Raw genomic sequence first — 25,731 nt, forward strand, 5'->3', positions numbered from 1 at the left:
TACCAGATAACGCAAAATTGCTGTGTAACTCAGATTCGTTTTATACCGCTTAGTTCCGGGATTAAGTTTATGGAAAAAGTAAAAATTTATTGGTCGTCTTTACAAAACTCCGGAATTATTCAACGGCCATGAGCTTTCGGTATTCGTCCCAGGCATACAAATCCGTCATACCGCTGATATAGTCCTGGATAAGACGACAGCGATAATAATATTCCAGTACCGGCCATTCGGCAGACCGTCTGTCCAGTTTACCGATCGCTTCGACATACGCCAGGCGATGGCGTGTCGACAATTTCTGATAAAGCCGGGATTCTATCGGCAGTCGCCGCACGCGCTCGTTCTCCACCAGCTCGCTAAACTCCTCGACGGATAATTGCAGCAGAGGAGCATAAATGTCCAGTAACCCGCTGATTACCCGATATCCCTGTAATTCTAACTGCTCAACGTCCGGATGGCTAAACACGTGCCGCATTGCGACGTGTTTATAGAGTTCAAGAAGCTGGCTAAAGCTGCTGTCGTCTTCCAGCAGCGCGTGATTAAATTCTCCGCTGAAAACCAGCGGTAAATTATCAATAAAACGCGAGGCCGCATATGGCACCAGTTTATTTAATGTGTTGACCCGTAAATACATAAAGAACTGATCTTCAGTGCTGCGGCTTAATGAATTGGATCGAGATTTTTCCCAGGCATTTTCGACAACCTGAGCAAACAACGACCCTTTTTCATGCGGGCCCCAGGCATCATAAAGATGCTGATAAAGTTCCTCGACGCTGAATATTCTTTTCTCAACGGCGTCTTCCAGATCAGCAACGCAATAGGAAATGTCGTCGGCGGCTTCCATAATCCAGGTTAAGGGAAAGCGACCGTGCGGTGCCAGGGAGAGTTCTTTGCGTAGCCGGTCAATATAGGCTTCTTCTGAGAGGTAATAGCCCGGTTTTTTCATCAAATAGCTGTGTGATGCGGGCGTTTCCCCCATCCACCAGGCGGGTCGCGTATATTTAAGAATGCAGCCCACCTGCGCCCACGTCAGGTTCATTCGCATCAGGGAATGCACCAGGCGGATCCCCTGGGCGTTGCCTTCAAAATGGCAGAGATCCTGACGCACCTTGCGGCGCAGATCGTTTACTCCTTCCTCCCCTTCCCGCAGGCGTAAATCCCGCACCACGCAGCGGTCATCGCTGAGCGGCTGGCTTTTGGCATCCAGCGGGAAAAGTCGCTGCCTGAACCAGTCGTTAATCGCGGCTTCACCGAAATGACCAAAGGGCGGATTGCCGATATCGTGCATCAGACAGGCCATCTCAACGATGCTTTCGAACGGCCCGGTCAGTTCGTCCAGACCGTAGGTTTCCAGCAGCCGCTGCTCTTTGAGGCGGCTCAAAATCTCTTTAGCAATATAACGGCCGACCTGCTGAACTTCCATTGAATGGGTTAAACGCGTGCGCACCGCAGCATTACGCTCCAGCGGAAACACCTGGGTCTTTTGCTGTAGCCGACGAATGGCCGGCGAGTTTATGATTCGCCCGCGATCGCTCTCAAAAATACGCAGGATCTCATGTTCATTTTTTTCGCCTTGAGGCGAACGGAAACGTCGGTGCCAGTTAATTTTGGTGCGAAAATCGATTGGTGCCATGTGCTCCCCCGCGTGAGAATGCGTTTCCCCTTAACCGCATGATAGACTATGCATCTTAACAAGGCACATCGCGAGTAAATCTATGAAAATCGGCATTATTGGTGCAATGGAAGAAGAAGTTACGCTGCTGCGTGACAAAATTGAGAACCGTCAGACCCTGTCACTGGGTGGCTGCGAGATCTATACCGGCCAGCTGAACGGTGTCGACGTTGCTCTGCTGAAATCAGGCATCGGTAAAGTGGCGGCTGCACTGGGCGCAACCCTGTTGCTCGAACGCTGCAAGCCAGACGTGATCATCAACACCGGTTCTGCGGGTGGCCTGGCGCCGACGCTGAAAGTGGGTGATATCGTCGTTTCCGATGAAGCACGTTACCACGACGCAGACGTGACCGCGTTTGGCTATGAATACGGTCAGCTTCCGGGCTGCCCGGCAGGGTTTAAAGCAGACGATAAGCTCGTTGCGGCAGCAGAAACCTGCATCGCTGAGTTAAACCTGAATGCGGTGCGCGGCCTGATTGTCAGCGGTGATGCCTTTATCAACGGCTCCGTTGGCCTGGCGAAAATCCGTCACAACTTCCCGCAGGCGGTTGCCGTTGAGATGGAAGCGACCGCGATTGCTCATGTTTGCCACAACTTCCAGGTTCCGTTCGTGGTGGTTCGCGCCATCTCCGACGTGGCTGACCAGCAGTCCCACCTGAGCTTTGACGAGTTCCTGGCCGTCGCGGCCAAGCAGTCTACCGTGATGGTAGAAAGCCTGGTGCAGAAACTGGCGCGTGGCTAAACCCATCCTGAGGGCGCTTGCCGCCCTGCTTCTGCTCGCACCGGCATGGCTTTTTGCCGTGCCGCGTGTGATTACCCTCTCCCCCGCCAACACCGAGCTGGCCTTTGCCGCCGGGATCACGCCCGTTGGCGTTAGCAGCTTTTCAGACTACCCGCCGCAGGCCGCGGGCATTGAACAGGTGTCGACATGGCAAGGGATGAACCTTGAGCGCATCGTGGCGCTTAAGCCCGACCTCGTGCTGGCCTGGCGCGGTGGAAACGCGGAGCGGCAGGTTAACCAGCTCAGCTCGCTGGGCATCAAGGTAATGTGGGTAGATGCGGTGAGTATTGAGCAAGTCGCTCACGCGCTGCGCGCGCTCGCCCCCTATAGCCCGACGCCGGAAAAAGCCGAACAGGCAGCGCTGCAGATGCTCAGTGACGCTGCCGCCCTGAAAACGCGGTACGACACCCCCACAAAAAAGCGCGTATTCCTGCAGTTTGGCAGCCAGCCGCTGTTTACCACCGGGCAGGGCTCTATTCAAAACCAGGTCCTGGAGATCTGCGGGGGCGAGAATATCTTCGCCGCCAGCCGGGTCCCGTGGCCGCAGGTTAGTCGGGAACAGGTTCTGGCCCGCCAGCCGCAGGCTATCGTGGTGGTCGGAAGTGCGAGCGAGATTCCTAAAGTTGAACAATTCTGGCAAAGCCAGCTAAAAATACCGGTAATACCCCTTAACAGCGACTGGTTTGAACGCGCCAGCCCGCGTATTATCCTCGCCGCTAAACAGCTCTGTGCCGCACTGGCAGAGAGTCACTAACAGTTACCTACCCCCTTTCGAGGATTTAACGATGCTCGTTTATTGGCTGGATATTCTTGGCACAGCCGTTTTTGCTATCTCCGGCGTTTTGCTCGCCGGAAAACTGCGCATGGATCCGTTTGGCGTGCTGGTGCTTGGCGTTGTGACGGCGGTGGGCGGCGGAACGATCCGCGATATGGCGCTGGCGCATGGTCCGGTATTTTGGGTTAAAGATCCGACGGATCTGGTGGTGGCGATGGTCACCTGCCTGTTAACGATTGTCCTGGTTCGACAGCCTCGCAGATTGCCGAAATGGATACTGCCGGTCCTGGACGCCGTGGGTCTGGCGGTGTTTGTCGGCATTGGGGTGAATAAAGCCTTTAACGCGGGAACGGGCCCCATGGTCGCGATCTGCATGGGCGTGCTAACCGGCGTCGGCGGCGGGATTATCCGTGACATTCTGGCGCGCGAGGTGCCCATGATCCTGCGCACCGAAATCTACGCCACGGCCTGTATCGTTGGCGGCATTGTCCACGCCACGGCTTATTACACCTTTGCGGTTCCGCTGGAGAATGCCGCGATGCTGGGAATGGTCGTCACGCTGGGGATACGTTTAGCGGCGATACGCTGGCACCTGAAGCTGCCGACGTTTGCGCTGGATGACAGGTAAACGCAAAACGGTAACCGCAAGGTTACCGTTTTTAGTCTTTTCTCCCTCTCCCTGTGGGAGAGGGCCGGGATGAGGGCATCAGCCCGCACCTCTTAAATACTGAACGAAGAGCCACACCCGCAGGTGCTTGTCGCGTTCGGGTTCGTCACCACAAAGCGCGAACCTTCCAGACCTTCGGTGTAATCAACCGCACCGCCCACCAGATATTGCAGGCTCATCGGGTCAACCACCAGCGCGACGCCCTGCTTCTCGATAGTCATATCACCATCGTTGATCTGGTCGTCAAAGGTAAAACCATACTGGAAGCCGCTGCAGCCACCACCGGTAATATATACACGCAGTTTCAGATCCGGATTGTCTTCGTCGGCAATCAGGACTTTCACTTTTTTGGCTGCTGCTTCGGTAAATTCGAGCGGCACTGCTACTACGTCATCACTCATTTTATGCTCCCATGAATACTGCTTACTGCAATTGGGTAAAAATCACCCAATTCTTTTTTTCATTATCTAATACCCTGGTAATTCATTCAAGTATTCTGCGACGCGGCTTGGTCTGCATCCTGCTTCGCCAGGGTGCGGGCAAGAATGGTGGAGTATAGCGGTTTTCCACCCAGGAATTGGGCTAATAGTGTCGCGCCAAGACAGGTAATGATCATTGGCAATATGAGCTGATAATTGTCGGTCATCTCCAGAACCAGTACAATCCCGGTCAGCGGCGCGCGCAGGGAGGCGGCCAGAAGCGCTCCCATTCCGGCAATGGCAAACGTACCGGCATCAAGGTGATACGTGGGAAAACCCGCCTCTGCGGCCATGCCAAAGGCCGTACCCAGTAAGGTACCGAGCGCCAGCATCGGCGCGAAGATCCCGCCCGGTGCGCCGGAAGAGAAGCAGAGCACCGTAGTGATCACGCGGGAAATAAACAGGAACAGCAGCAGGCCGACGCTGAAATTGCCCGCCGCCGCAATGGGGATCAACCCGAACCCACCGCCTGTCGCATTGGGCTCAATCAGGCCGATGATGCCGCACATCCCGCCCAGCAGGCCGCCCACCAGCACCCATCGGGTTGTATTACCGCCGTGAATACGCTGGAACATATCCTGAGCGCGCAGGATCAGCGTATTAAACAGCGGCCCGACAATGCCAAACACCATGCCGAGGATCAGATATAGCCACAGCGTATTCACCGGCGCATTAGTGAGTTTCCCCACTTCAATCACCGCCCCTTCGCCGTTGAAAATACGAAAAACGATGCTCGACATTATCACGCCGGTAAAAACCGCTTTAATGGAGATGAGGTTGTAACGAAACTGCGCGCGCATCTCCTCAATGATAAAGAGGATCCCCGCCAGCGGGGCGTTGAACGCTGCGGAAAGCCCCGCCGCCGCGCCGGTTGCAAGCAGCGTATGGCGCGCTTCGGCACTGCGCATGCGGAAAAGATCGCCCACCATGCGCCCTACGTTCCCGCCAAGCTGAACCGTTGGCCCCTCTCGCCCAAGCACCATCCCGGCGCCAAGGGTCCCCATGCCGCCGATAAACTTCACCGGGATCACCCGCCACCAGCGTACCGGACGCAGCTCTTCCAGCGCCCCTTCGATCTCCGGAATGCCAGAGCCCCCGGCTTCCGGAGCAAATTTACGTACCAGAAAATAGCCCACCATCGCTAAAAGCGCGGACAGGCCAAACGCCCACACCCAAACCCATCCTCCGCGCTCTGCAAACCCGGCGAGCGTGCCGAGGCGCCAGCCGATCACGGCATTGACCGCTTTTTCAAAGGCGACGCCGACCAGTCCAGCGAGGGTGCCGACCACGGCGGCAGCCAGCAGGATCGCCAGCGGCGTTTTATCGCGGTTGAGCAGCCGTCGAATGCTGATACGGTGTCGTGCCCGTGCTAACTGCTGTTCTTCAAATGAGGAGTTTGCTTTCATTGTCTGTTCTTTTCGTCATACAAAACGCCGCAAGGATTTTACCAGAGACCGTCGCGTCGTCTGATGAAAAATCCTTAACAATTGTTTATGCATTAATGGGGCAAAAATTTCATAACGTTCAGCGAATCACTTAGAATAGTGTGCTTAACCATTTTATACGAACCAGGAACGATGCCATGAGCAAGTCTGAAAACCTCTACAGTGCAGCCCGCGAGCTTATTCCGGGTGGCGTGAACTCACCCGTCCGCGCGTTTACCGGCGTAGGCGGCACGCCGCTGTTTATTGAACGTGCTGACGGCGCATACCTGTTTGATGTCGACGGCAAAGCCTATATCGATTATGTCGGCTCCTGGGGTCCAATGGTGCTGGGTCATAACCACCCTGCCATTCGCAACGCGGTGATTGAAGCGGCTCAGCGCGGCCTGAGCTTCGGTGCGCCAACCGAGATGGAAGTTAAAATGGCGGAACTGGTCACCGAGCTGGTGCCGACAATGGACATGGTGCGCATGGTGAACTCCGGCACCGAAGCCACCATGAGCGCCATTCGCCTGGCGCGCGGCTTTACCGGCCGCGACAAGATTATCAAGTTCGAAGGCTGCTACCACGGCCACGCGGACTGCCTGCTGGTGAAAGCGGGTTCCGGCGCGCTGACGCTCGGCCAGCCGAACTCGCCGGGCGTACCGGCTGATTTCGCCAAACACACCCTCACCTGCACCTATAACGATCTCGACACCGTTCGCGCGGCGTTCGAGCAGTATCCGCAGGAGATTGCCTGCATCATCGTTGAGCCGGTCGCGGGTAACATGAACTGCATCCCACCGCAGCCTGAGTTCCTGCCGGGCCTGCGCGCCCTGTGCGATGAGTTCGGCGCGCTGCTGATCATCGACGAAGTGATGACCGGTTTCCGCGTGGCGCTGGCGGGGGCACAGTCTTACTACGGCGTTGAGCCGGACCTGACCTGCCTCGGCAAAATCATCGGCGGCGGCATGCCCGTCGGCGCATTCGGTGGCCGTAAAGACGTGATGGAAGCCCTGGCCCCGACCGGCCCGGTTTACCAGGCGGGAACGCTGTCCGGTAACCCCATCGCGATGGCCGCCGGTTTCGCCTGTCTGACGGAAGTGGCGCAGCCGGGTATTCACGAAACCCTGACCGACCTGACCACGCAGCTGGCAAACGGCCTGCTGGAAGCGGCAGAAGAAGCGGGTATTCCGCTGGTGGTTAACCACGTTGGCGGGATGTTCGGGATCTTCTTTACCGATGCGAAAACCGTGACCTGCTATCAGGACGTGGTGAAATGCGACGTGGAACGCTTCAAGCGCTTCTTCCACCTGATGCTGGAAGAGGGCGTGTATCTGGCACCGTCAGCGTTCGAAGCGGGCTTTATGTCCGTGGCGCACGGTACAGAAGACATCAACAACACCATCGACGCGGCGCGTAAGGTATTCGCGAAGCTCTAAGGGCATGGCCGGGTGGCGCTAACGCTTACCCGGCCTACGATGTTCTCCCTCTCCCCGTGAGAGAGGGCCGGGGTGAGAGCATCAGGCCGCATCTGACTATCGGCTCTGCTTTCTCAACAGATAAATAAAGTACGGCGCCCCGATAAAGGTCGACAGCAGACCCGCCGGGATCTGATACGGGAACAGCACCATCCTTCCGCACCAGTCTGCAAAGACCAGCATCACGCCGCCCGTCAGGGCTGACATCACGATATGCGGCATCGTCCGGCGGAAACCCATCATTCTGGCAATATGCGGCGCCATCAGCCCGACAAAACTTAATGGGCCAATGGTCATCGTCGCCGCAGCCGTCAGGCACGCCGCCAGCAGCAGCAGCCCGACGCGCGTTGGCGTCAGCGCCATCCCCACCGCACGCGCGGTTTCACCACCGAGCGGCAGAATGGTCATCCAGCGGCGGCACAGCGGCACAATCGCCAGCAGAACAATCATCACGATCCCGGTATTCACCACCTGTCTGCCGGTGGCCCCGTAGGTTGAGCCAGCTATCCAGGTCAGGATCTGCGCCATGCGCGGATCGCCGCTCGCCTGCAGCATCATCAGCAGCATGGTAAACGCGGTGCTGAGCGCCATCCCCGCCAGCAGCATACGGTGAGGCGAAAAACCGCCTCGACCGGAGGCAACAAGGATGATCAGCAGCGTGACCGCCGCGCCAATGCTCCCGGCAGGCATCAGCCAGCCGAAGGCATTTCCCGGCACCAGGAACAGCATCAGCACCACGCCAAAGGCTGCACCGGAGCTGATCCCCAGCACTTCAGGGCTCGCCATCGGGTTACCGGTCAGGCGCTGAATAATACAGCCCGCTACCGCCAGCATTACGCCCGCGATCAGCGCGGAGAAGATACGCGGCCAGCGCCACTGCAGCAGGTCGTTGAGTAAATCCCCCGTTGCCCAGTGCCAGCCCGTCGCGTCGCGCCCCAGGGAAAGGGCCGCAAACGATGCCACGATCAGCACCGCCAGACCGGCCAGGCTAAACCACAGCAGCGACTGACGCTCGGCGTGGACCTTGTCCCCGGCATCCATCGCCGGGGCGCTGATGCTGCGCAGTCGCGGCAGGAGCCACAGCAGCAGCGGCGCACCGATCAGCGCCGTCACTGAACCGGTAGAGACCTCCATCCAGACCCGCGCCAGCCAGAGAATAATTTGGTCGGACAGCCAGAGGATCAGCGCCCCAATCAGCGGCGCCAGCATCAGGCGCGCCAGCAGGCGACGCGCCCCGAGCATTTTCGCCAGCAGCGGCGCAAACAGGCCGATAAAGCCGATAATGCCAACCGCGTTCACCAGCAGGGCGCTTAGCACAATCGCCAGAGTTAACGCCGCAAGGCGAGCCAGTGACAATGCCAGCCCAAGGTTGCGCGCCACCCCGTCGTCCAGCCCCATCAGGGTGAGCGGACGCAGCAGCAGCAAGGTCAGCACCACGCCGCCAGCCAGCTGCGGCCACAGGCGCTGCACCACGCTCCAGTCGGTCTGGGTCAGCGTTCCGGTACTCCACAGGAACATGCTTTGCAGCTGATCGTGATGGAAAAGCACCAGCAGCTGGTTGATGGCCCCGCAGTAGAGGCTGACCACCAGACCCGCCAGAATCAAGGTAACCGGCGAAAGACGTTTCCCCCACGCCACGCCGAAAACTAATGTCCCCACCACGCACGCCCCGGCAAGGGCGGCAAACTGCGAGGTTAACGCCCCCGGCAGCGCCCACAGCGTGGTGATGGTAATGCCAAGCTGCGCCCCGGTCGCAACGCCCAGCGTGGTCGGCTCCGCCAGCGGGTTACGCAGCACCTGCTGGAACAAGACGCCCACCAGGCCTAACCCGGCGCCGACCAGCAGCGAGATCGCCAGGCGTGGCAGCAGGCTGTAGTGGAACAGCATTTGCTGAATGTTGTCGATATCCGGCGCGGCAAAGGCAGTACCCCACTGTCCGCGCGGTAGCGCCGTCGACAGGTTGAACCAGGTCAATGCCAGCGCGGCGAGGAAAATAAGGGTCAGCAGCAGCGCAGGAAAGCGGGCAATACGCGTATTCATGCTTTGCCTCCCATTGCGTTATCCAGCACGCGGGCAAAATGCATGGCCGACAGCGTCGCGCCGTAGAACCATACCGCAGGTGCTCGCTTGAAGCGCTGCTCGCGCACGAACGGCATCGCCTGCCAGAGCGGGGTGGCCATCAGCGCCTGCATGTCGCGTTCGTTGCCGTGATCGAAGCACAGCACGTCGACGTCGCGAAACTGTGCCAGGCGGTCAATCCCCACGGCGGTGCTGCCCCAGAAGGTCATCTCTCCTTCCCAGGCGTTACGAATGCCAAAGCTATCGAGCACTTCCTGGAACAGGCAGTTTTTGCCGAAGACCAGCATGTGGCGGGCGTCCAGCAGGGTGACCATCAGCAGCGGACGATCTCCACGGTTGGCAAAGCGCGGCTTCAGGGAGTCAATCAGCGCATCGAATTCGGCGAGGTGTTTTTTCGCCTCCGCCTCACGGTTCAGGAACTGCGCCATCTCGTTGATAGAATTTTTTGCCATGGTCAGCGGCTTTTTCCCGTCGCTGAACGAAAAACCCCGGCCAGGGGCAATCTTCGCCATGGTCTCTTCTGACGGGCCATACCCGGCAGACCAGAATAAAAAGGACGGCTTCATTTGCGTCAGCAGCTCGAGGTTCGGCTCGGTACGCAGGCCGATATCGATAACCGAGTCCGGGAGTTTCGGCTCGTTCACCCACAGTTTGTAGTTGGGTATATCGGCTACGCCATAGGGCGTAACGCCCAGCGCCAGCATCAGTTCGACGGGCAGCCATTCCAGCGCCACGATACGGTGCGGATCGATCCCGGCCGCATGGGCCGTATTCATTTTGAGCAGCAGCGGAGAGAGCGCTATGGCCGTCAGCAGGCGACGGCGGCTAAGGAGTAGATTATCCAGCATCAGTACACAAAGCTCACCGGTGCAGCCCCGGCAGGGTGAGGCAAAATCCCCATTGGAATACCGTAGATCTGTTCCAGCGTGTCGCTGCGCATCAGCTCAGACGGCGTGCCCTGAGCGATAGCTTCGCCGCCGCGCAGCGCGACCAGATAATCACAGTAACGCGCGGCCATGTTGATATCGTGCAGCACCGCGATCACCGTCAGACCGCGCTGCTGGCTTAAGCGGTGCACCAGCGCCAGCACGTCAACCTGGTGGGCAATATCCAGCGCGGAGGTCGGCTCATCCAGCAGCAGACAGCGGCTATCCTGCGCCACCAGCATTGCAATCCACGCGCGCTGACGTTCCCCGCCGGACAGGCTGTCCACCAGACGGTGCGCCAGCGGCTTTAGCCCGACCAGCGCAATCGCCTCTTCCACTTTCTCTCTGTCGGCCACGCCGAAGCGCCCAAGCGCCCCGTGCCACGGATAACGCCCAATCGCCACCAGCTCGCGCACCGTCATCCCTTCCGCCTGCGGCAGCTGCTGCGGCAGGTACGCGACTTTGCGGGCAAAGGCTTTACTGTTCCAGCTCTCCAGCGGCTGACCGTCCAGCAGAATATCGCCCTCTGACGGCGGCTGATGGCGGCCCAGCATTTTAAGCAGGGTCGATTTACCGGAACCGTTGTGGCCAATCAGGCCCGTGACTTTACCTGCGGGAAAGGTCAAAGAGAGCGGATGCAGCAGGGTGCGCCCGGGTACGCGAAAGGAGAGATTGTTGAGCGTAAAGGTGGTGTCGGAGTGGATGTTATTATCCTGCATGTCAGCCAACTTAAATAAAAAGGGCACGGCGAACCGTGCCCAAAGAGAGATTAGAAGCGGAAGGTCGCGGTGGCAACAACCTGACGTTCAGCACCCCAGAAGCAACCGTAGGTGTTGAAGCAGCTGGCTACGTACTCACGATCGAACAGGTTGTTCACGTGAAGCGCGACGTTGGAACCGGCCATGCCTACGCGCGCAAGATCGTATCTAACCAGCGCATCAACCAGGGTATAGCTGCCCACGGTGAAGGTATTCGCCGGATCGCCTTTGCTGGAGCCGGTATAACGAACGCCGGTACCCAGCGTCAGGCCAGACAGCGGACCATCAAACATGGTGTAATCACCCCACACGGATGCCATGTGTTTTGGCACCTGCGCTGGCGTGTTGCCTTTGTACTTGGTGTCGGTGGTGTATTCAGCATCGGTGTAGGTGTAAGAACCCACTACGTTAACGCTCGCAGAGAGGGCCGCTTTCGCTTCCAGCTCTACGCCACGGGCACGGATCTCACCGCCTTCAACCGACCAGAATGAGCCCGCAGGATCTGCCATCAGGTTGTTGGATTTGGTCAGCTGATATACCGCACCGGTGAGCACGATCGGACGATCGCTCGGCACATATTTCACGCCCGCTTCGTACTGTTTACCTTTAGACGGTGCAAATGTCTTACCGCCTTCGCCTACCGTTGATGCAGGTTCGAAAGATTCGCTGTAGCTGAAATACGGCGTTACACCATTATCAAACAGGTAGTTAACGCCACCACGCCAGGTGAACTCTTTATCGTCGCGAGAGTCGGTAGTGCCTGCAACCCGATTCAGAGAATCCTGTTTGGCCCAGTCGTAACGACCGCCCAGCGTGACCAGCACTTTATCCCACTCAATCTGATCCTGAGCGTAAACGCCGGTCTGCTTCTGCTTGTTCAGCACCTGGTAAGCGCCTGACGGCCCAGGGTGTGAACCGAAATCAAAGTCGCCACGATCGAGGTTATAAATATCGGATGGTGCAACGGATCCGGCATAGCCGAACCAGGAGTCGATGTCATTACGCATACGCATGAAATCAACGCCAGTCAGCAGAGTATGATCGAGAGAACCCGTCGCGAACTTGCTCTGCAGCTGCGTATCAACAGTGAAGTTTTCCAGCTTCTCGTTATCGATAACATACTGACGAGTCAGCGTGTGCCCCCACTGCGACTGAGGAACGCTCGCGCAAGGGCTTGAGGCCGGATTACTCGAATAGAGCGGATCGGAACACATGCCATAGCCGTAGACGCTATTTTGCGAGGTTTTATTCTGCGCATAGCGCAGGTTCTGACGCACGGTAAAGGTGTCGTTGAATTCGTGGTCGAAGCTATATCCCACCATTTTCTGGTTGCGGGAATAGGTATTGTTCTTCGCGCCTTCGTTGAAGTTTGTCGGCAGACGATCGCCGTTCGGCAGCGGATCAACCGTCCCCTCTTTAGGCAACCAGCCGTAGTAGCCCGTTTCAGGCTCGTTCTGGAAATAAGAGAGGAACGTGAAGGTGGTTTTGTCATCCGGACGCCAGGAGAAAGCTGGCGCGATGGCATAACGCTGCTCGCCTTTATTTTCCTGCTGCGAATTGTTGGAACGCGCAACGCCCGTTAAGCGGTAAGAGTAAACGCCGTCATCGTCGATTGCATCGCTGAAGTCAAAGCCGGTCTGGAACAGGCTGTCTGTTCCGACTTTGAACTGGATCTCTTTCAGCGGCTCGGTTGTTGGGCGCTTACTCACCATGTTCAGCAAGCCGCCAGGGCTGCTTTTTCCGTACAGAACGGAAACCGGACCGCGCAGGATTTCCGCGCGCTCCAGCATATAAGGGTCAATCACCGCGTCGTTATAGAAGTTGCCCTGCATCTTCAAGCCGTCGAGGTAGTTGTTCTGACTCTGGTTGTCGGCCGCGAAGCCGCGGATCACCAGATAGTCATAGGTATTTGACGCACCACGAGTACCCACCGCTACGCCCGGAGTATAGCTCAGGGCTTCTTTAACCGAGCGTGGCTGATGCAGCGCCATCTCTTCGGCCGTTACCACAGAAATAGACTGAGGCACTTTTTGAATTGGGGTGTCCGTTTTGGTCCCGGTCGCGGATTGTCTCGCGGCGATGGTCGCAGCAGGCCCCCAGGCACTTTCCTGTGCAGCCGGTGCGGCAGTTACGGTGATAGTTTCTTCTTTTTTCGTGGTTTCGGCAGCCTGGGCATAAGCAGACATGCCGGCAACCGCTGTGGCGACGACGACCGCGATTTTACGCAGCGACGTGTTATTTGGCTGAGCAGTATTGGAAAGCGCCATGATGGTTCTCTGATGAAAGAGTGAATGATAACGTAAACGAGAATTATTATTATGACCGCAGAATAATATGCGAAAGCCTGGCTGCATAGCAAGCAGTAAGCGCCCCTACAAGATTTAAGGGTTTAAGAATTAACCAGATGAAAATAGAGGGTTAATAAAGTTAGAGAAATGTTCGCCAAAGCCCGTCGAAACGGGCCTGAGGACTTAACGGTAGAAAAGTTCGAAGGTCGCGACGGCGTCGACTTTCCCGGCTTTAACTTCCCCCGTTTTGATGTACCGGGCTTTGAGTGGGATCTCTACCGGAACGTTCTCCTGGGTGCGGGCTATTGCCGCGTAGTGCTGGTCGAACTGCAGCACCGTATCGTTCTTGTCGAGGATTTGAATACCGACACCGCTTGCAGCGTTGTCTCCGGTAGCGATGTTGAGGATATTGCCATCAGTTACGCCAGTCGACCCCGCACGGGTGAACTGATAATCAATTTTTGTCCCGGCGGCGCAGTCGGTGATGTCAATCCTGAAACGACCGTCAGTCAGGATGTCGGAATACTGACCATTAAAATCGTGCGCATTGACCGTTTCCAGCGGTACGTAGATGTTTTTATCCACCAGGTTACAGGTGTTTGTCGTGATGTGAACACTCGTTGGTGAAAAGCGGATTTCCCCTATCACGTCGTTATCGTAAGTTTCATGAGAGGTTAACAGGGACGTATTAAGATCGCCCTCCTCGACCTCGCCGATAACGATCAGCTGAGCGGTAGCCCGATAATTGTAATTCGTTGAAAAGCTTCTGATCATGCCCAGGTAAGTTTCTGGCCTGATAATGTCATCCTCGTTATAGCCGGGAAACTGGGTTGAAGACGCGGCAACGCGAACGCCGATCCCGGCCACGTTGGTTTTATAAACCCCGGGCAAAACATCTTCACGCGCATCAGCGTCGCTCAATGAGAGGTAGCCTCTACGTACCCGAACGGAATCGCCATCACAGTGTTGCGCAATATCACCTGATTCAACGCTTGCGTCGTAAATAATGGTACCGACCTGAACGTCTGGCTCAAGCTGGATGACAGCGGGTAGGTTGAAGGTAACAATTCCGCCGCTACTCCCGCCTCCCGTGAATGTACAAATGGCGAAGGCCGGAACTGAAAACAGCATGATTAGGCCAGCCATTGCGCTGATGAAAAGTTCTCTGCTACGCCTCATTGGCAATTTACCGTCATTTTCAAAAGAGTTGCTGAGCGCCCGGGAGGGATATCCCCTGCCCACGCACACCGTTGATCGCGCCCGTCACCCCACTGCACATTCAGGGAAACCGCTTCATGCAGACCGGTGAGCCAGACTTCTCCCTCATCACCGACGAGAGCCGTTGCGCTTTCCTGCGTGACAATGGCGCCGAACGGCACCGGACTGCCGTGGAAAAGCAGCGTGATAAGCGCACGCTTCCCCACTCGCGCATCAAAATTCGCCGAGACGGCTGCACCTTTTGTTGGGACAACATCCTGGGTAGCGGCGGCAATTTCAATATCTTCACGATCCTGGGTGTTGACCGTAATACCGTTTTTCCTGTACGCCGTCAGGGAAGGGACAATCGCGTTTCCAAAGCGATCGGTGTAGATCCCTCGCCCGTTCTGAACGTTGACGTTAACCCCGTCTTTGATATGCACAATGGCAAAGGCGTCGCGCACGGATTGTCCCAGCGTGACTCCATACTCATGCGCCACGATGGAACCCTGCGCGCTGTAGTTCCACTGTCGGTTATCCCCTCCGTAGCTATACCCCAACCCGACGTCACCGGCAGATCCGCGGTAACGCCCGGATACGCTGCCGCCGTAGCCGGTACCGTGATTGGCATAGGTCTGCTGCAGGTTATAGCTGAGGTTGTTATTCTCAAGAGCCGTGCCGCCGATCCCTGCCTGATGCGAAACGAATCCACCGCGGGCAGTGTTAGCGCTGTAGGTAGACCAGGCGTTCGGTAGCCAGCGAGAGAGGGGAACGTTGACCATCAACGCCATTTGCCGATCGGTATCGGCGTCCGGCGTGCGGGTCAGGCTGTAGTTTACCGACCAGGTTATACCTCGCCAACCGGAGCTCAGCCCCGCGCTGACGCTGCGCTCGTATCCGGGCATGTTCCAGTAATCCTGCTGATAAGCATTAAGGTAGGCCGAGCCCCAGTCGGAAACGCGTTGGGACAGATTCACCTGCATGCGGCTGCGCCGATTATTTGTTCGCCGATAGGTGTAAATGCCGTCGTCGATCTCGCCGTCACGCTGGTCGATCGCTTCCTGAAAGGTATAGAACCCTGAGGTGGAATAGCGGTAGCTGGCAAGCGTCACCCTGGTGTCGGTATCCGGAATATCCTTTGAATACTGAGCGCGCCATGACATCCCGCGGGCATCATCTCGTCCATCATCAAAAGCCGTACGGGCGGCGGTGACATCCACGGATGCCGATCCAAAACGGCCAAGATCGGCGCCGAACCCCGCCAGCAAAGCGTGATACAGCGATGCGCCGAGCGCGCCGGCGTAAGCCGTTACGCCATAAGGCAGGCCGTAGATAGCCGTCCCCTGCATAAAAGGGGGCTCATCCTCACCTTCACTACCGCGATAGCGCCCTGCCGCCAGCGAATATTTGAATGCTCCTTCCCGCTGTAGCACCGGCACCGATGCGCTGGCCTGGATGAAGCTGTGTTCGCTGCCGTCGGCTTCTTCCACCGTCACCTCCAGATCCGCACCGGATGTGACCTGGCTTAAATCGCGGATCTCAAAGGGTCCCGGAGAGACGCTGCTTTGATATAGGGTGTAACCGTTTTGCCTGATGGTGACCTTTGCATCGCTATTTGCGATACCACGCACCACGGGAGCAAACCCCTGCTGGCTGGTAGGCAGCATGGAAGTATCCGTTTCCAGCTTCACGCCGGCCATTTGCACGCTGTCGAAAAGCTCGCCGCTCGTGTACGTCTGGCCTATTTCAAGCTGGCTTTGCAGGGTTTTGATATCACGCTGCAGCGTGCTGGCGATTGCATCCCAACCGGCGCCGTCACTCCAGGTGCTGTTATTACGCAGTCGCCACGCGCCCAGGTTGATCCCCGAGTCCAGGCCAAGCCATGCAGATGACGTTTTACCCGAGCTGTAGTGCTGCTGAGAGCCGCTGAACTGGTAGCTTGTCCAGGCGGCGGGCGCGCCGTCATCCCAGAATTTCGGGTTGATAGCGCCAGCCGCAGCCTGGTCGCGGTATTTTTGCGGGATCACCAGCTTGAGCGTCTGATTATCCTGGTCGTAATCGTAGCGAGCATTATCAATGAAATGCGAGATGTCATCGATATTCGCCGCCTCGTCCAGGTCTTTCATGTCGGGGATCGTGTCGACTTTTACCCCTAAAGCACGCAGATCCGCTTTGGTTAGCTCCGGTAACAGGCGCTGCTTATCGTCAGACAAGATCCAGCTCACCGGGCGTTTATCCACAACCTCCCGATCCCACATAATGGTCGTCAGAAAGCGTCCGGGCAGTAGCCCATTATCATTAATGAATTTTTTTAGCGTGGCGGTATTTTCCAGCGGGGTGTCCATCTCCAGGATCCGCAGGTTGAATTCGTCATCTGCACGGGCAGGCAGGATCAATGCCAGCAGCGCCAGCGCGATGCCATACAGAGCCTGTTTGTAGAGCGGAAATGACGACATAGGATACCCGCATCGCGTGTTTAGAGAGCCTGCCTGCGCTCAGAGGTTTGCGCGCCGAAATCGTTGATAGCCGTCCAGGTCACGGGCCCGCTTGCAGACTGAGGCACGGAGAAAGCCTGCTCGCTGAAGGGCGCAACCATCATTGAAAGCGCACCCGGCAGGTTTTTTGTCTCAACCACCGGAACACTTTTGCCGCCTACGGCCAGCTCGCCAAAAGAGACGTAAAAAGGCGTTGGGTTTTTCGCAATAAGCGCGCTGCCCTGACGGCGGAACGTGATTTTTTCATAGGCCAGCAGGGCATCCGCTTCTTTCAAATCTGATGGACGCCAGAAAAGCTTCAGGCGCGTCTTCATCGCGAATTGCAGCGTATTCTTGTCCTTAAAATCGGGTGATAGCGCGGCGACTGATTTCACATTGGCCAGAAACAGCGACTCCCGGTCTGCCGGCAGATTTTTTTTATCGCCAGTAAAAATAATGTGTAAAAGCGTCTGGCGATTTTCCTGTAATTTGTAAACCGGAGGCGTAATGATGAAAGGCGCTTTTGCATCATTGGGATAACTCACCCAGCTTTGCACCAGATAACGAGCATGGGATTCTTTATTTTTCAGCGCAATTTGCACCTCAGTTTTGTTCGAGGGATAAATAATTCGCGTTCCACCAAGAACCACGCTTGCCTGTACCGAACAGCACGCAGCAATTAAGGCACCGCATAATAATTTCAATAAATAATTCATACCACGTTCCAGAAGGCAGCCTTTTCAGGCTGCCAGAAAATAATTTAACGATATACAACCTCGAACGTCGCGGAGGAAGAATAGTGGCCTGCTGTGGGTTTGGTATCACCAACCTGAATAACCTTCGCGGTGTAGTTAAAGACCGATGCAGTTTCGCCAGTAGCATCGTTCGCGACATCCGTACCGGCTTCAGGGGTAGAGCCGTTGAAGAGCACATCGCCTTTGGTGCCATTATCATTGCTGACGGTGATGCCAACGTTGGTTGCGTTGCCCGCGCCAGAGAGATCGTTCTGGAGGCGTTTATAGGCGGCGTCCGAGGTGGTGCCACTGAACTTAAGGTTCAGTTTGGCAACCAGCGGGTCGCATTTTTTCACTTCAATCCTGAACGCTTTGGAAGTGCCCACAGATCCATCACCGTTATAGTCGGCAGGATAAGTATCGTCGAATGTGACCGTCGACATATTAGAACCTGCACCATCAACATCAATTTCACAGGTATTTGCCACAATTTTACCGGCAAAATTTACCGTGCCGGAATCATTCGCTGCAAATACCGGTAGAGAAAGCGCAGCCATAAGCGCGCCGCCCAGCACCGTTGAAACAACATATTTACTCATAACAATATCCTTATATGTGATGATGAAAATATTCACTCTTGATATATACAAAAATGTAGGGATACCCCTTTAGGAATATCCTGAGAGGCCAGTGAATGTCTGGAAGGGATTTAATCAGATTATTCTTCGCCAAGTCTACATCACAAAAAGACAATAGCCGCAGTCTCAAGTACAACATCTTGTTTTAGATAAAAAGTCCAAAACTTAATAATTCTACATTTTAAATTTAAAATTTTTAAAATATTAACGAATGTAAATATAAAAAAGGCCGCTTAATCCTTAAGCGGCCTTTTATTCAGGGTACTAATTAGTTCCCGCCAAACATGTCCTTGATCCAGCCAGCGACACCGTCGCTGTCTTTCTTCTCATTCTGCTGCTGGGCCGGCTGCTGCTGCGGCTGCTGCGGCTGAGACGACTGGTCAAACGGGTTGCCCGTCGGCTGTTCAGGCTGACTCTGCTGGCACAGCGAGTCTGGATTCGTTGTCCAGACAGGCAGGGTGCGCATACCGCCGCCGCAGATGAAGTTACCGGAACCATCCACGCCCATATCAACGATATCTTCTGGCGCGACAAGGTTCAGCGGCACCGGAGACTGATTCGCCAGATAGCGCTGGTAAATCGACATCGCCCCGCTCGCACCGTACAGTTTGGTTGGCTGGTTATTGTCGCGGCCCACCCAGGTAATCACCACTTCGCGGCCATCAATCCCGGCGAACCAGGTATCGACGTTGTTGTTGGTGGTCCCGGTTTTACCCGCCAGATGCAGGCCAGGATACTTCGCCCCAAGCTGACGGCCCGTACCACGCTGCACAACCTGCTGCATGGTCCACAGCGTCATGTAGGCTGCCTGTGCTGGTACAGCGCGTTCCGCCTGCGGGAAGCTCTGGTAGAGCACGGAGCCATCTTCCGCAATCACCGACCGCAGTGCAGAGAGCTGCGCACGGTTACCGCCGCTGGCAATAGTCTGGAACGCCTGCGCCACTTCGATTGGCGTCAGGTTCAGCGCGCCCAGGATCATCGCCGGCACCGGATGCAGCTGATCTTTCGGTACGCCCAGCTTCTGCCAGGTATCGGTGATGGCCGGCAGGCCCAGCGCCATTCCCAGGTTAACCGTTGGCACGTTCATGGAGCGGGTTAACGCATCCACCAGCATTACCTGACCGCTGAACTGTTTATCATCGTTCTGCGGAGACCATACCTGGCCGTTAGGCTGACGCAGGGAGATCGGTGCATCGGCAATCCAGGTATTGAGACGATACTGGTTTGGCTGGCTCAGCGCGGTCAGATAGGTCGCCGGTTTTGCCAGGGAACCAATCGAACGACGCGCCTGCATAGCGCGGTTGTAGCCCGCAAACTGTGGCTCTGCGCCGCCAACCATGGCGCGGACTTCGCCGGTGTTACGGTCAACCACCACCATCGCGGTTTCCAGGTCGCTCAGCTTGCGCTGTTTTTTAAGAACCGGAATGCCTTCCACCGCGGCTTTTTCTGCGGCGTCCTGCGCCACGGAGTCAAAGGTGGTGAAGATCTTCACGCCGGAGAGGTCTTTCACCTTGTCACCGAGCTTAGACTGCAGCTCCTGGCGAACCATCTGCATAAACGCAGGCTGCGGAGAGATCACGCCGCCGCGCGGCTGAACGCCCAGCGGACGCGCGCTCAGCATGTCGTACAGCTCCTGGTCAATCACCTGCTGCTGTTGCAGCAGACGCAGGACGAGGTTACGACGCTCCAGCGCCAGCTTCGGGTTACGCCACGGGTTGTAGATCGACGCCCCTTTCACCATGCCCACCAGCAGCGCCTGCTGGTCGAGGCTCAGCTCTTCCACCGGACGGCCAAAGTAGTACAGGCTCGCCAGCGGGAAGCCGCGGATTTCATTATCCCCGCTCTGACCGAGGTACACCTCGTTCATGTACAGCTCAAGAATACGATCCTTGCTGTAACGGGCATCCATCAGTACGGCCATGTACGCTTCGTTGGCTTTACGCCAGTAGGAGCGCTCGCTGGAGAGGAACAGGTTCTTCACCAGCTGCTGGGTCAGCGTACTTGCCCCCTGCACCGTGCGCCCCGCCGTCAGGTTCGCCAGCACCGCACGGCCAATAGAGTAAAGGCTGATGCCGTCGTGCTCGTAGAAGTGACGGTCTTCGGTTGCCAGCAGGGTATCGACCAGCAGGTCCGGGAAGCCGTTACGCGCCACGAACAGGCGCTGCTCGCCGTTAGCCGACGACAGCATGGTGATCAGCCGCGGATCGAGACGGAAGAAACCGAACTGGCGGTTATTATCCATGTTCTCGATAGTATCCAGACGATCGCCATCGAAGGTCAGACGCGCGCGCACCTGCCCCTCTTTGCTGTCCGGGAAATCGAACGGACGGCGGATCATCTCAATGCTTTTTGCCTGCACGGTAAATTCGCCAGGACGCGTCATCTTCGTGACCTGACGATACTGCGTGGCCTGCAGCAGTTTCACCATCTCGTTCTTGCTGATGGACATCTCTGGCTCAAGGTTCACCATACGGCCATAAACCGCCGCAGGTAGCTGCCAGACTTTTCCGTCAATACGGCTGCGGATCTTCTGATCCAGATAGACGCCGTAAATGGCGATCAGCACGACAAAAATAATAAACAGCTTCAGCAGCAGCCAGAACCAGCCGCGCTTCCCACGAGGCTTGCGCCCTTTGCCTTTCCCTTTCCGCGGCATCGGTTCTTCATCCTCATCATCGTCTTCGTAGTCATCGTCATAGTCCTCATCTCTGAGTCGACGACGGCTCACCTTTTCTTTTGCCGGACGCGTTGGTTTTCCCTTACGTCCTATTGGCTCGCGGTCATTCCCCGCCATGCTTTTTCTCCGCAACATTCAGGCGCAAAGGCCAGATTTTCTTATCTTTCACAGGACAGTGAAAGAAGAAATCTCTCAAAATTGGTTTTCTCCCTCTCCCCGTGGGAGAGGGCCGGGGTGAGGGCATCAGGCCGCACAGCCTAGGCCGTACAGTCCAGGCCGCACTCCCCTCTTTCACCTAACTTACGAATACTTCTTCGTCCGCCGCGTTGGCGCCGTGTTCGCCGGGTCGTCCGGCCAAACGTGTTTGGGATACCGCCCTTTCATCTCTTTTTGCACGTCCCGGTAGCTTCCGGCCCAGAACGCCCCCAGATCGCGGGTAATTTGCAGCGGCCGATGGGCGGGAGACAACAGCTCCAGTACCAGCGGCACGCGCCCTTCCGCAATGGAAGGCGTGGTTGCCTCACCAAACATCTCCTGCATTCTTACCGCCAGCGCCGGAGGGTTATCCTCGTGATAACGAACGGCAATCCGGCTTCCGGTCGGCACAGTGTAATGCCCTGGCAGTTCACTATCCAGACGTTGACGTAATGACCAGTCCAGTAAATTCTGTAACGCAACCTTAACATCAAGCGCTTTCAGCGCCCTCAGCGAGTGTACGCCGCTCATTTGCGGCAGCAGCCACTGCTCAAGCGTTGCAAGCAGCGTCTCATCATCCACCGCTGGCCAGGCATATTCCGGCAGCCACTTAGCGGCGCAGTGCAGACGAATGCGGTACTGCTCGGCCTCCGGCGTCCAGTTCAGGACGCTTAGCCCTTTTTCCCGGATGCCGTTCAGCATCGCCTGGTGTAACTCTTCTTCCGACGGCTTCGCCAGCGGCTTCGTCAACAGGGTCAGTTTGCCAATCTGGCGGCGGCGAAACGCTTTCAGCGTTCCCTGAGCATCGTCCCATTCCACGATGTCGGACTGCTGAATCAGCTGCGGGCAGGCGCGCGTCAGGGCATCAATATCCACGGCGATCGCCTGCAGGATACGCGCGTCCGGGGCATGGCTGCCCTGCAGCAAAAGCGGCGCGATCAGCCACTCGTGCCGCGTCAGCGCGTCGTCACTGTCCAGCATCGCGCCCATACCGTTTGCCAGCTGATAACGGCCGTCTACGCCGCGCCGACGCGCGATCCTGTCCGGAAACGCCCCGGCCAGCAGGGCGGCAATCTTGTCGCTGTCAGGGGAGCCGCCACGGCTGTTAAGCCGTCTGCTAAGCTGTTGCGCCCGCTGCTGCCAGTTGCTCTGGCTGCGAGAGAATGCCTGCGCCAGATCGCTGCTTCCACCGCGCGGGGGCTCCTCAAGGATAGCCGCCAGTTTTGCCGCCGTGGCAATTTCGTCTTCGCCCTTTGCCGACAGCAGCATCGCCGCAAGGCGGGGGTCATTGCCCAGCGCGGCCATTTTCTGCCCGCGCGATGACAGCCTTTCACCGTCTAACGCACCAAGCAGGCCGAGCAGCGTACGCGCCGCAGCGAGGTTGACGGCGGGCGGTGGGGTAAGCCAGGTCAGCTGAGCCGGATCAGGGCAGCCCCACTGCAAAAGGTCCATCATCAGGCCGGACAGGTCGCTTTGTAAAATCTCAGGGGTACTCTGCTGCGCTGCGCGTTCCGCCTGCTCCGCGCTGGTTAAGTGCAGGCAGATACCGGGCTCAAGACGCCCCGCGCGGCCTGCACGCTGCACCATTGACGCCTGGCTGATACGCTGCGTAATCAGCCTGGTCAGCCCGGTGCGCGGGTCAAAGCTGGCCACCCTCTCCTGCGCGCTGTCAACCACCAGGCGAATGCCTTCGATGGTCAAGCTGGTTTCTGCAATATTGGTCGCCAGTACCACCTTACGCTGCCCTTCTGGCGCGGGAAGAATGGCTTTACGCTGGTCACCCAGCGACAGCGCGCCGTAGAGGGGGCAAAGCACCACGTCGCTGCCGACGCGGGCAGCAAGCTGCTCCTGCACGCGCTGAATCTCACCCACGCCGGGCAAAAACAGCAGCAGCGAGCCGGGCTCCTGACGCAGCAGCTCGGCTGTCGCAATGGCGACGGCTTCGTCAAAACGCTGATGGGATGAAAGCGTCTGGTAGCGACGTTCGACCGGGAACGCCCGTCCTTCTGAGGAGATAACCGGGGCATCAGGTAAAGCCTGCTGCAGGCGCTCGTTATCGAGTGTCGCCGACATGATCAGCAGCCGGAGGTCGTCTCGCAGGCCCTGCTGAACGTCCAGCAGCAGCGCCAGCGCCAGATCCGCCTGCAGGCTGCGCTCGTGAAATTCATCCAGAATCACCAGCCCGACGCCCGTCAGCTCCGGGTCGTTTTGCAGCATCCGGGTGAGAATGCCCTCGGTCACTACTTCAAGGCGCGTTGCCGGGCCGACGCAGGTTTCCGCCCGCATCCGGTAGCCCACCGTCTCGCCGGGCTTTTCATTCAGCAGCTCCGCCAGGCGCTGCGCCACGTTACGCGCCGCCAGCCTGCGCGGCTCGAGCAGGATGATTTTCCCGTTGATATTGCCGTCTTTCAGGATCTGCAGCGGTAGCCAGGTGGATTTACCGGCTCCCGTAGGGGCATTCAGCAAAACCTGCGGGGCATTGTGTAAGGCTGCGAGAAGTTCAGGAAGGACGACGGCGACCGGCAATGAGGACACTAACAGCTCCAGAGGGTTAACATTAGTCGGCGTACATTGTAGCATCGGCGCATATCATTACCGAGTCCCCCGTATGTCTGAGTCGAAACGGCTATTTTTTGCCATAGAACTGCCCGCCCCCCTTCAGCGGAAAATTGTCCGCTGGCGCGCGGAACATTTTCCGTCGGAAGCGGGCCGCCCTGTTGCCGCAGCGAATATGCATCTGACGCTGGCCTTTTTGGGCGACGTCAGCGCTGAAAAACAGCGCGCCCTGGCGTCAATGGCCGGACGCATTTCCCAGCCGGGGTTTACGCTCAACCTTGACGACGCCGGACAGTGGCTGCGCTCTCGCGTAGTCTGGCTAGGGACGCGACAGCCGCCGCGCGGCGTGCTGCAGCTTGCCAACATGCTCCGCGCTCAGGCGGCACGCAGCGGCTGCTACCAGAGCCCGCAGCCGTTTCATCCTCATATCACCCTGTTGCGCGATGCGGGCCAGGCGGTTGCCATTCCGCCCCCCGGGTTTCACTGGTCCTTTTCGGTGAAAGAGTTCGCGCTTTATGAATCTGTCTTTGCGAAAGGACGCACCCGATACACGCCGCTACAGCGCTGGTCGCTGGGCGACGCTATAAGGAATTCCGATGAAGTTTAGTCCTGCCCTGCAGCACGCCACGCTGGTCCAACGCTACAAACGCTTCCTTGCCGACGTGATCACGCCCGAGGGCGAACAGCTCACGCTGCACTGCCCCAACACCGGTGCCATGACCGGCTGTGCCACGCCGGGTGACAGGGTCTGGTATTCAACATCAGAAAATACTAAACGCAAATACCCCCACACCTGGGAAATGACCGAGACGCAAAACGGAGCATTTATTTGTGTGAATACCCTGCGCGCAAATCAGCTGGTTAAGGAAGCTCTGACCAACGGCTCAATACCCGAACTGGTAGGTTACGGTACGCATAAATGCGAAGTGAAATATGGCGATGAAGGCAGCAGAATTGACTTTATGCTACAGGCGGAAGACCGGCCTGAGTGCTATATTGAAGTAAAATCAGTGACGTTAGCGGAACAGGAAAACGGCTTCTTTCCGGATGCGGTAACGCTACGTGGGCAGAAGCATCTGCGGGAGCTGATGAGTGTTGCGGCGGCGGGCAAACGCGCCGTATTGCTGTTTGCCGTTTTGCACTCAGCTATAGAGCGATTTTCTCCCGCCCGCCATATCGATCCTAAATACGCGCAATTGTTGAATGAGGCACAAAAGCATGGGGTAGAGGTTTTCGCTTATAAAGCGGAACTTTCTGCCGATAATATGACTCTGAGATCCTCTCTTCCCATTGTCTTATAAGGGATTAGACGATTGACGATAAAGTGTTCTGGCCGCGTGCGCAAATACGCTTTTCCTCACAGGCTTGTCAAGTGTTACGTTTAGCTAATTGCCTTAAGGAAAAGCATCTGCTATTTATAGCGACCTGATTTTTCCCCCAACACGGGGATCGATAGTGCGTGTTAAGGAGAAGCAACATGCAAGAAGGGCAAAACCGTAAAACATCGTCCCTGAGTATTCTCGCCATCGCTGGGGTGGAGCCGTATCAAGAGAAGCCGGGCGAAGAGTATATGAACGAAGCCCAGCTGTCGCACTTCAGGCGTATTCTTGAAGCATGGCGTAATCAACTTAGGGATGAAGTCGATCGCACCGTTACACATATGCAGGATGAAGCTGCAAACTTCCCGGACCCGGTAGACCGTGCCGCTCAGGAAGAAGAGTTCAGCCTCGAACTGCGTAACCGTGACCGCGAGCGCAAGCTGATTAAAAAGATCGAGAAAACGCTGAAAAAGGTCGAGGACGAAGATTTTGGCTACTGCGAATCCTGCGGTGTTGAAATCGGTATTCGTCGTCTGGAAGCGCGTCCAACCGCCGATCTCTGTATCGACTGTAAAACGCTGGCTGAAATCCGCGAAAAACAGATGGCCGGTTAATAC

20 protein-coding genes are annotated in these 25,731 nt (G+C 57.0%); 7 read left to right on the top strand and 13 right to left on the bottom strand.

The window, feature by feature from the left end; all coding sequences use genetic code 11:
• Positions 1-115 precede the first annotated feature (115 nt).
• Positions 116-1,630, bottom strand: coding sequence for a dGTPase (gene dgt / locus D5067_RS18725; protein WP_119938432.1), 1,515 nt, complete (start codon positions 1,628-1,630; stop codon positions 116-118).
• 82 nt (positions 1,631-1,712) lie between these two features.
• Here dgt and mtnN point away from each other — a divergent pair, with 82 nt between their 5' ends.
• The 3 genes from mtnN to D5067_RS18740 are packed head-to-tail and all read left to right on the top strand — an operon-like array spanning position 1,713 to position 3,853.
• The gene (gene mtnN / locus D5067_RS18730; RefSeq protein WP_119938431.1) at positions 1,713-2,411 is read left to right on the top strand and encodes a 5'-methylthioadenosine/S-adenosylhomocysteine nucleosidase; all 699 of its coding nucleotides are present in this window, start codon (positions 1,713-1,715) and stop codon (positions 2,409-2,411) included.
• Entirely contained in the window at positions 2,404-3,204 is an 801-nt protein-coding gene (gene btuF, locus D5067_RS18735) for a vitamin B12 ABC transporter substrate-binding protein BtuF (protein ID WP_119938430.1), read from the top strand. Before mtnN ends, btuF begins: the two co-directional genes overlap by 8 nt.
• A gap of 31 nt (positions 3,205-3,235) precedes the next feature.
• Entirely contained in the window at positions 3,236-3,853 is a 618-nt protein-coding gene (locus D5067_RS18740; RefSeq protein WP_119938429.1) for a TRIC cation channel family protein, read from the top strand.
• Between the two features lie 92 nt (positions 3,854-3,945).
• On the opposite strand, the gene erpA is transcribed toward D5067_RS18740, so the two are convergent.
• Entirely contained in the window at positions 3,946-4,293 is a 348-nt protein-coding gene (erpA, locus tag D5067_RS18745; RefSeq protein ID WP_119938428.1) for an iron-sulfur cluster insertion protein ErpA, read from the bottom strand.
• Between the two features lie 86 nt (positions 4,294-4,379).
• The gene (gene clcA / locus D5067_RS18750) at positions 4,380-5,777 is read right to left on the bottom strand and encodes a H(+)/Cl(-) exchange transporter ClcA (RefSeq protein ID WP_119938427.1); all 1,398 of its coding nucleotides are present in this window, start codon (positions 5,775-5,777) and stop codon (positions 4,380-4,382) included.
• A gap of 176 nt (positions 5,778-5,953) precedes the next feature.
• Here clcA and hemL point away from each other — a divergent pair, with 176 nt between their 5' ends.
• Positions 5,954-7,234 (top strand): glutamate-1-semialdehyde 2,1-aminomutase, encoded by a 1,281-nt coding sequence (gene hemL, locus D5067_RS18755; protein WP_119938425.1) that lies wholly within the window; start codon positions 5,954-5,956, stop codon positions 7,232-7,234.
• 96 nt (positions 7,235-7,330) lie between these two features.
• On the opposite strand, the gene fhuB is transcribed toward hemL, so the two are convergent.
• The 10 genes from fhuB to hrpB form a co-directional block, all read right to left on the bottom strand.
• On the bottom strand, positions 7,331-9,313 hold the full coding sequence (fhuB, locus tag D5067_RS18760) for a Fe(3+)-hydroxamate ABC transporter permease FhuB (protein WP_119938423.1): 1,983 nt from the start codon (positions 9,311-9,313) through the stop codon (positions 7,331-7,333).
• Complete coding sequence (gene fhuD, locus D5067_RS18765; RefSeq protein ID WP_119938422.1) at positions 9,310-10,200, bottom strand: Fe(3+)-hydroxamate ABC transporter substrate-binding protein FhuD; 891 nt, start codon at positions 10,198-10,200, stop codon at positions 9,310-9,312. Before fhuD ends, fhuB begins: the two co-directional genes overlap by 4 nt.
• Positions 10,200-10,997, bottom strand: coding sequence for a Fe3+-hydroxamate ABC transporter ATP-binding protein FhuC (gene fhuC, locus D5067_RS18770; protein ID WP_119938421.1), 798 nt, complete (start codon positions 10,995-10,997; stop codon positions 10,200-10,202). Before fhuC ends, fhuD begins: the two co-directional genes overlap by 1 nt.
• Positions 10,998-11,047: 50 nt before the next feature.
• Entirely contained in the window at positions 11,048-13,303 is a 2,256-nt protein-coding gene (fhuA, locus tag D5067_RS18775; protein ID WP_119938419.1) for a ferrichrome porin FhuA, read from the bottom strand.
• A 204-nt stretch (positions 13,304-13,507) separates the two neighbouring features.
• On the bottom strand, positions 13,508-14,455 hold the full coding sequence (locus D5067_RS18780) for a fimbrial protein (RefSeq protein ID WP_235843336.1): 948 nt from the start codon (positions 14,453-14,455) through the stop codon (positions 13,508-13,510).
• Between the two features lie 44 nt (positions 14,456-14,499).
• Positions 14,500-16,977, bottom strand: a complete 2,478-nt coding sequence (locus D5067_RS18785; RefSeq protein ID WP_119938418.1) for a fimbria/pilus outer membrane usher protein — start codon at positions 16,975-16,977, stop codon at positions 14,500-14,502.
• Between the two features lie 20 nt (positions 16,978-16,997).
• Positions 16,998-17,711: a fimbrial biogenesis chaperone gene (locus D5067_RS18790; RefSeq protein ID WP_119938416.1), complete on the bottom strand. Its 714-nt coding sequence runs from the start codon at positions 17,709-17,711 to the stop codon at positions 16,998-17,000.
• A 44-nt stretch (positions 17,712-17,755) separates the two neighbouring features.
• The gene (locus D5067_RS18795) at positions 17,756-18,328 is read right to left on the bottom strand and encodes a fimbrial protein (protein WP_210433816.1); all 573 of its coding nucleotides are present in this window, start codon (positions 18,326-18,328) and stop codon (positions 17,756-17,758) included.
• Between the two features lie 307 nt (positions 18,329-18,635).
• Positions 18,636-21,161: a bifunctional glycosyl transferase/transpeptidase gene (gene mrcB / locus D5067_RS18800; protein ID WP_119935479.1), complete on the bottom strand. Its 2,526-nt coding sequence runs from the start codon at positions 21,159-21,161 to the stop codon at positions 18,636-18,638.
• A gap of 183 nt (positions 21,162-21,344) precedes the next feature.
• A complete protein-coding gene (hrpB, locus tag D5067_RS18805; protein WP_119935480.1) occupies positions 21,345-23,774 on the bottom strand; it encodes an ATP-dependent helicase HrpB in 2,430 nt (809 codons plus the stop codon).
• A 73-nt stretch (positions 23,775-23,847) separates the two neighbouring features.
• Here hrpB and thpR point away from each other — a divergent pair, with 73 nt between their 5' ends.
• The 3 genes from thpR to dksA all read left to right on the top strand — a co-directional run bounded on the left by thpR (position 23,848) and on the right by dksA (position 25,728).
• Positions 23,848-24,402, top strand: coding sequence for an RNA 2',3'-cyclic phosphodiesterase (gene thpR / locus D5067_RS18810; protein WP_119935481.1), 555 nt, complete (start codon positions 23,848-23,850; stop codon positions 24,400-24,402).
• On the top strand, positions 24,392-25,096 hold the full coding sequence (sfsA, locus tag D5067_RS18815; RefSeq protein WP_119935482.1) for a DNA/RNA nuclease SfsA: 705 nt from the start codon (positions 24,392-24,394) through the stop codon (positions 25,094-25,096). The genes thpR and sfsA overlap by 11 nt, the downstream gene beginning before the upstream one ends.
• A gap of 176 nt (positions 25,097-25,272) precedes the next feature.
• Complete coding sequence (dksA, locus tag D5067_RS18820; RefSeq protein WP_003829221.1) at positions 25,273-25,728, top strand: RNA polymerase-binding protein DksA; 456 nt, start codon at positions 25,273-25,275, stop codon at positions 25,726-25,728.
• Positions 25,729-25,731: the final 3 nt, after the last annotated feature.

This window comes from Enterobacter huaxiensis (assembly GCF_003594935.2).
GTDB lineage: Bacteria > Pseudomonadota > Gammaproteobacteria > Enterobacterales > Enterobacteriaceae > Enterobacter > Enterobacter huaxiensis.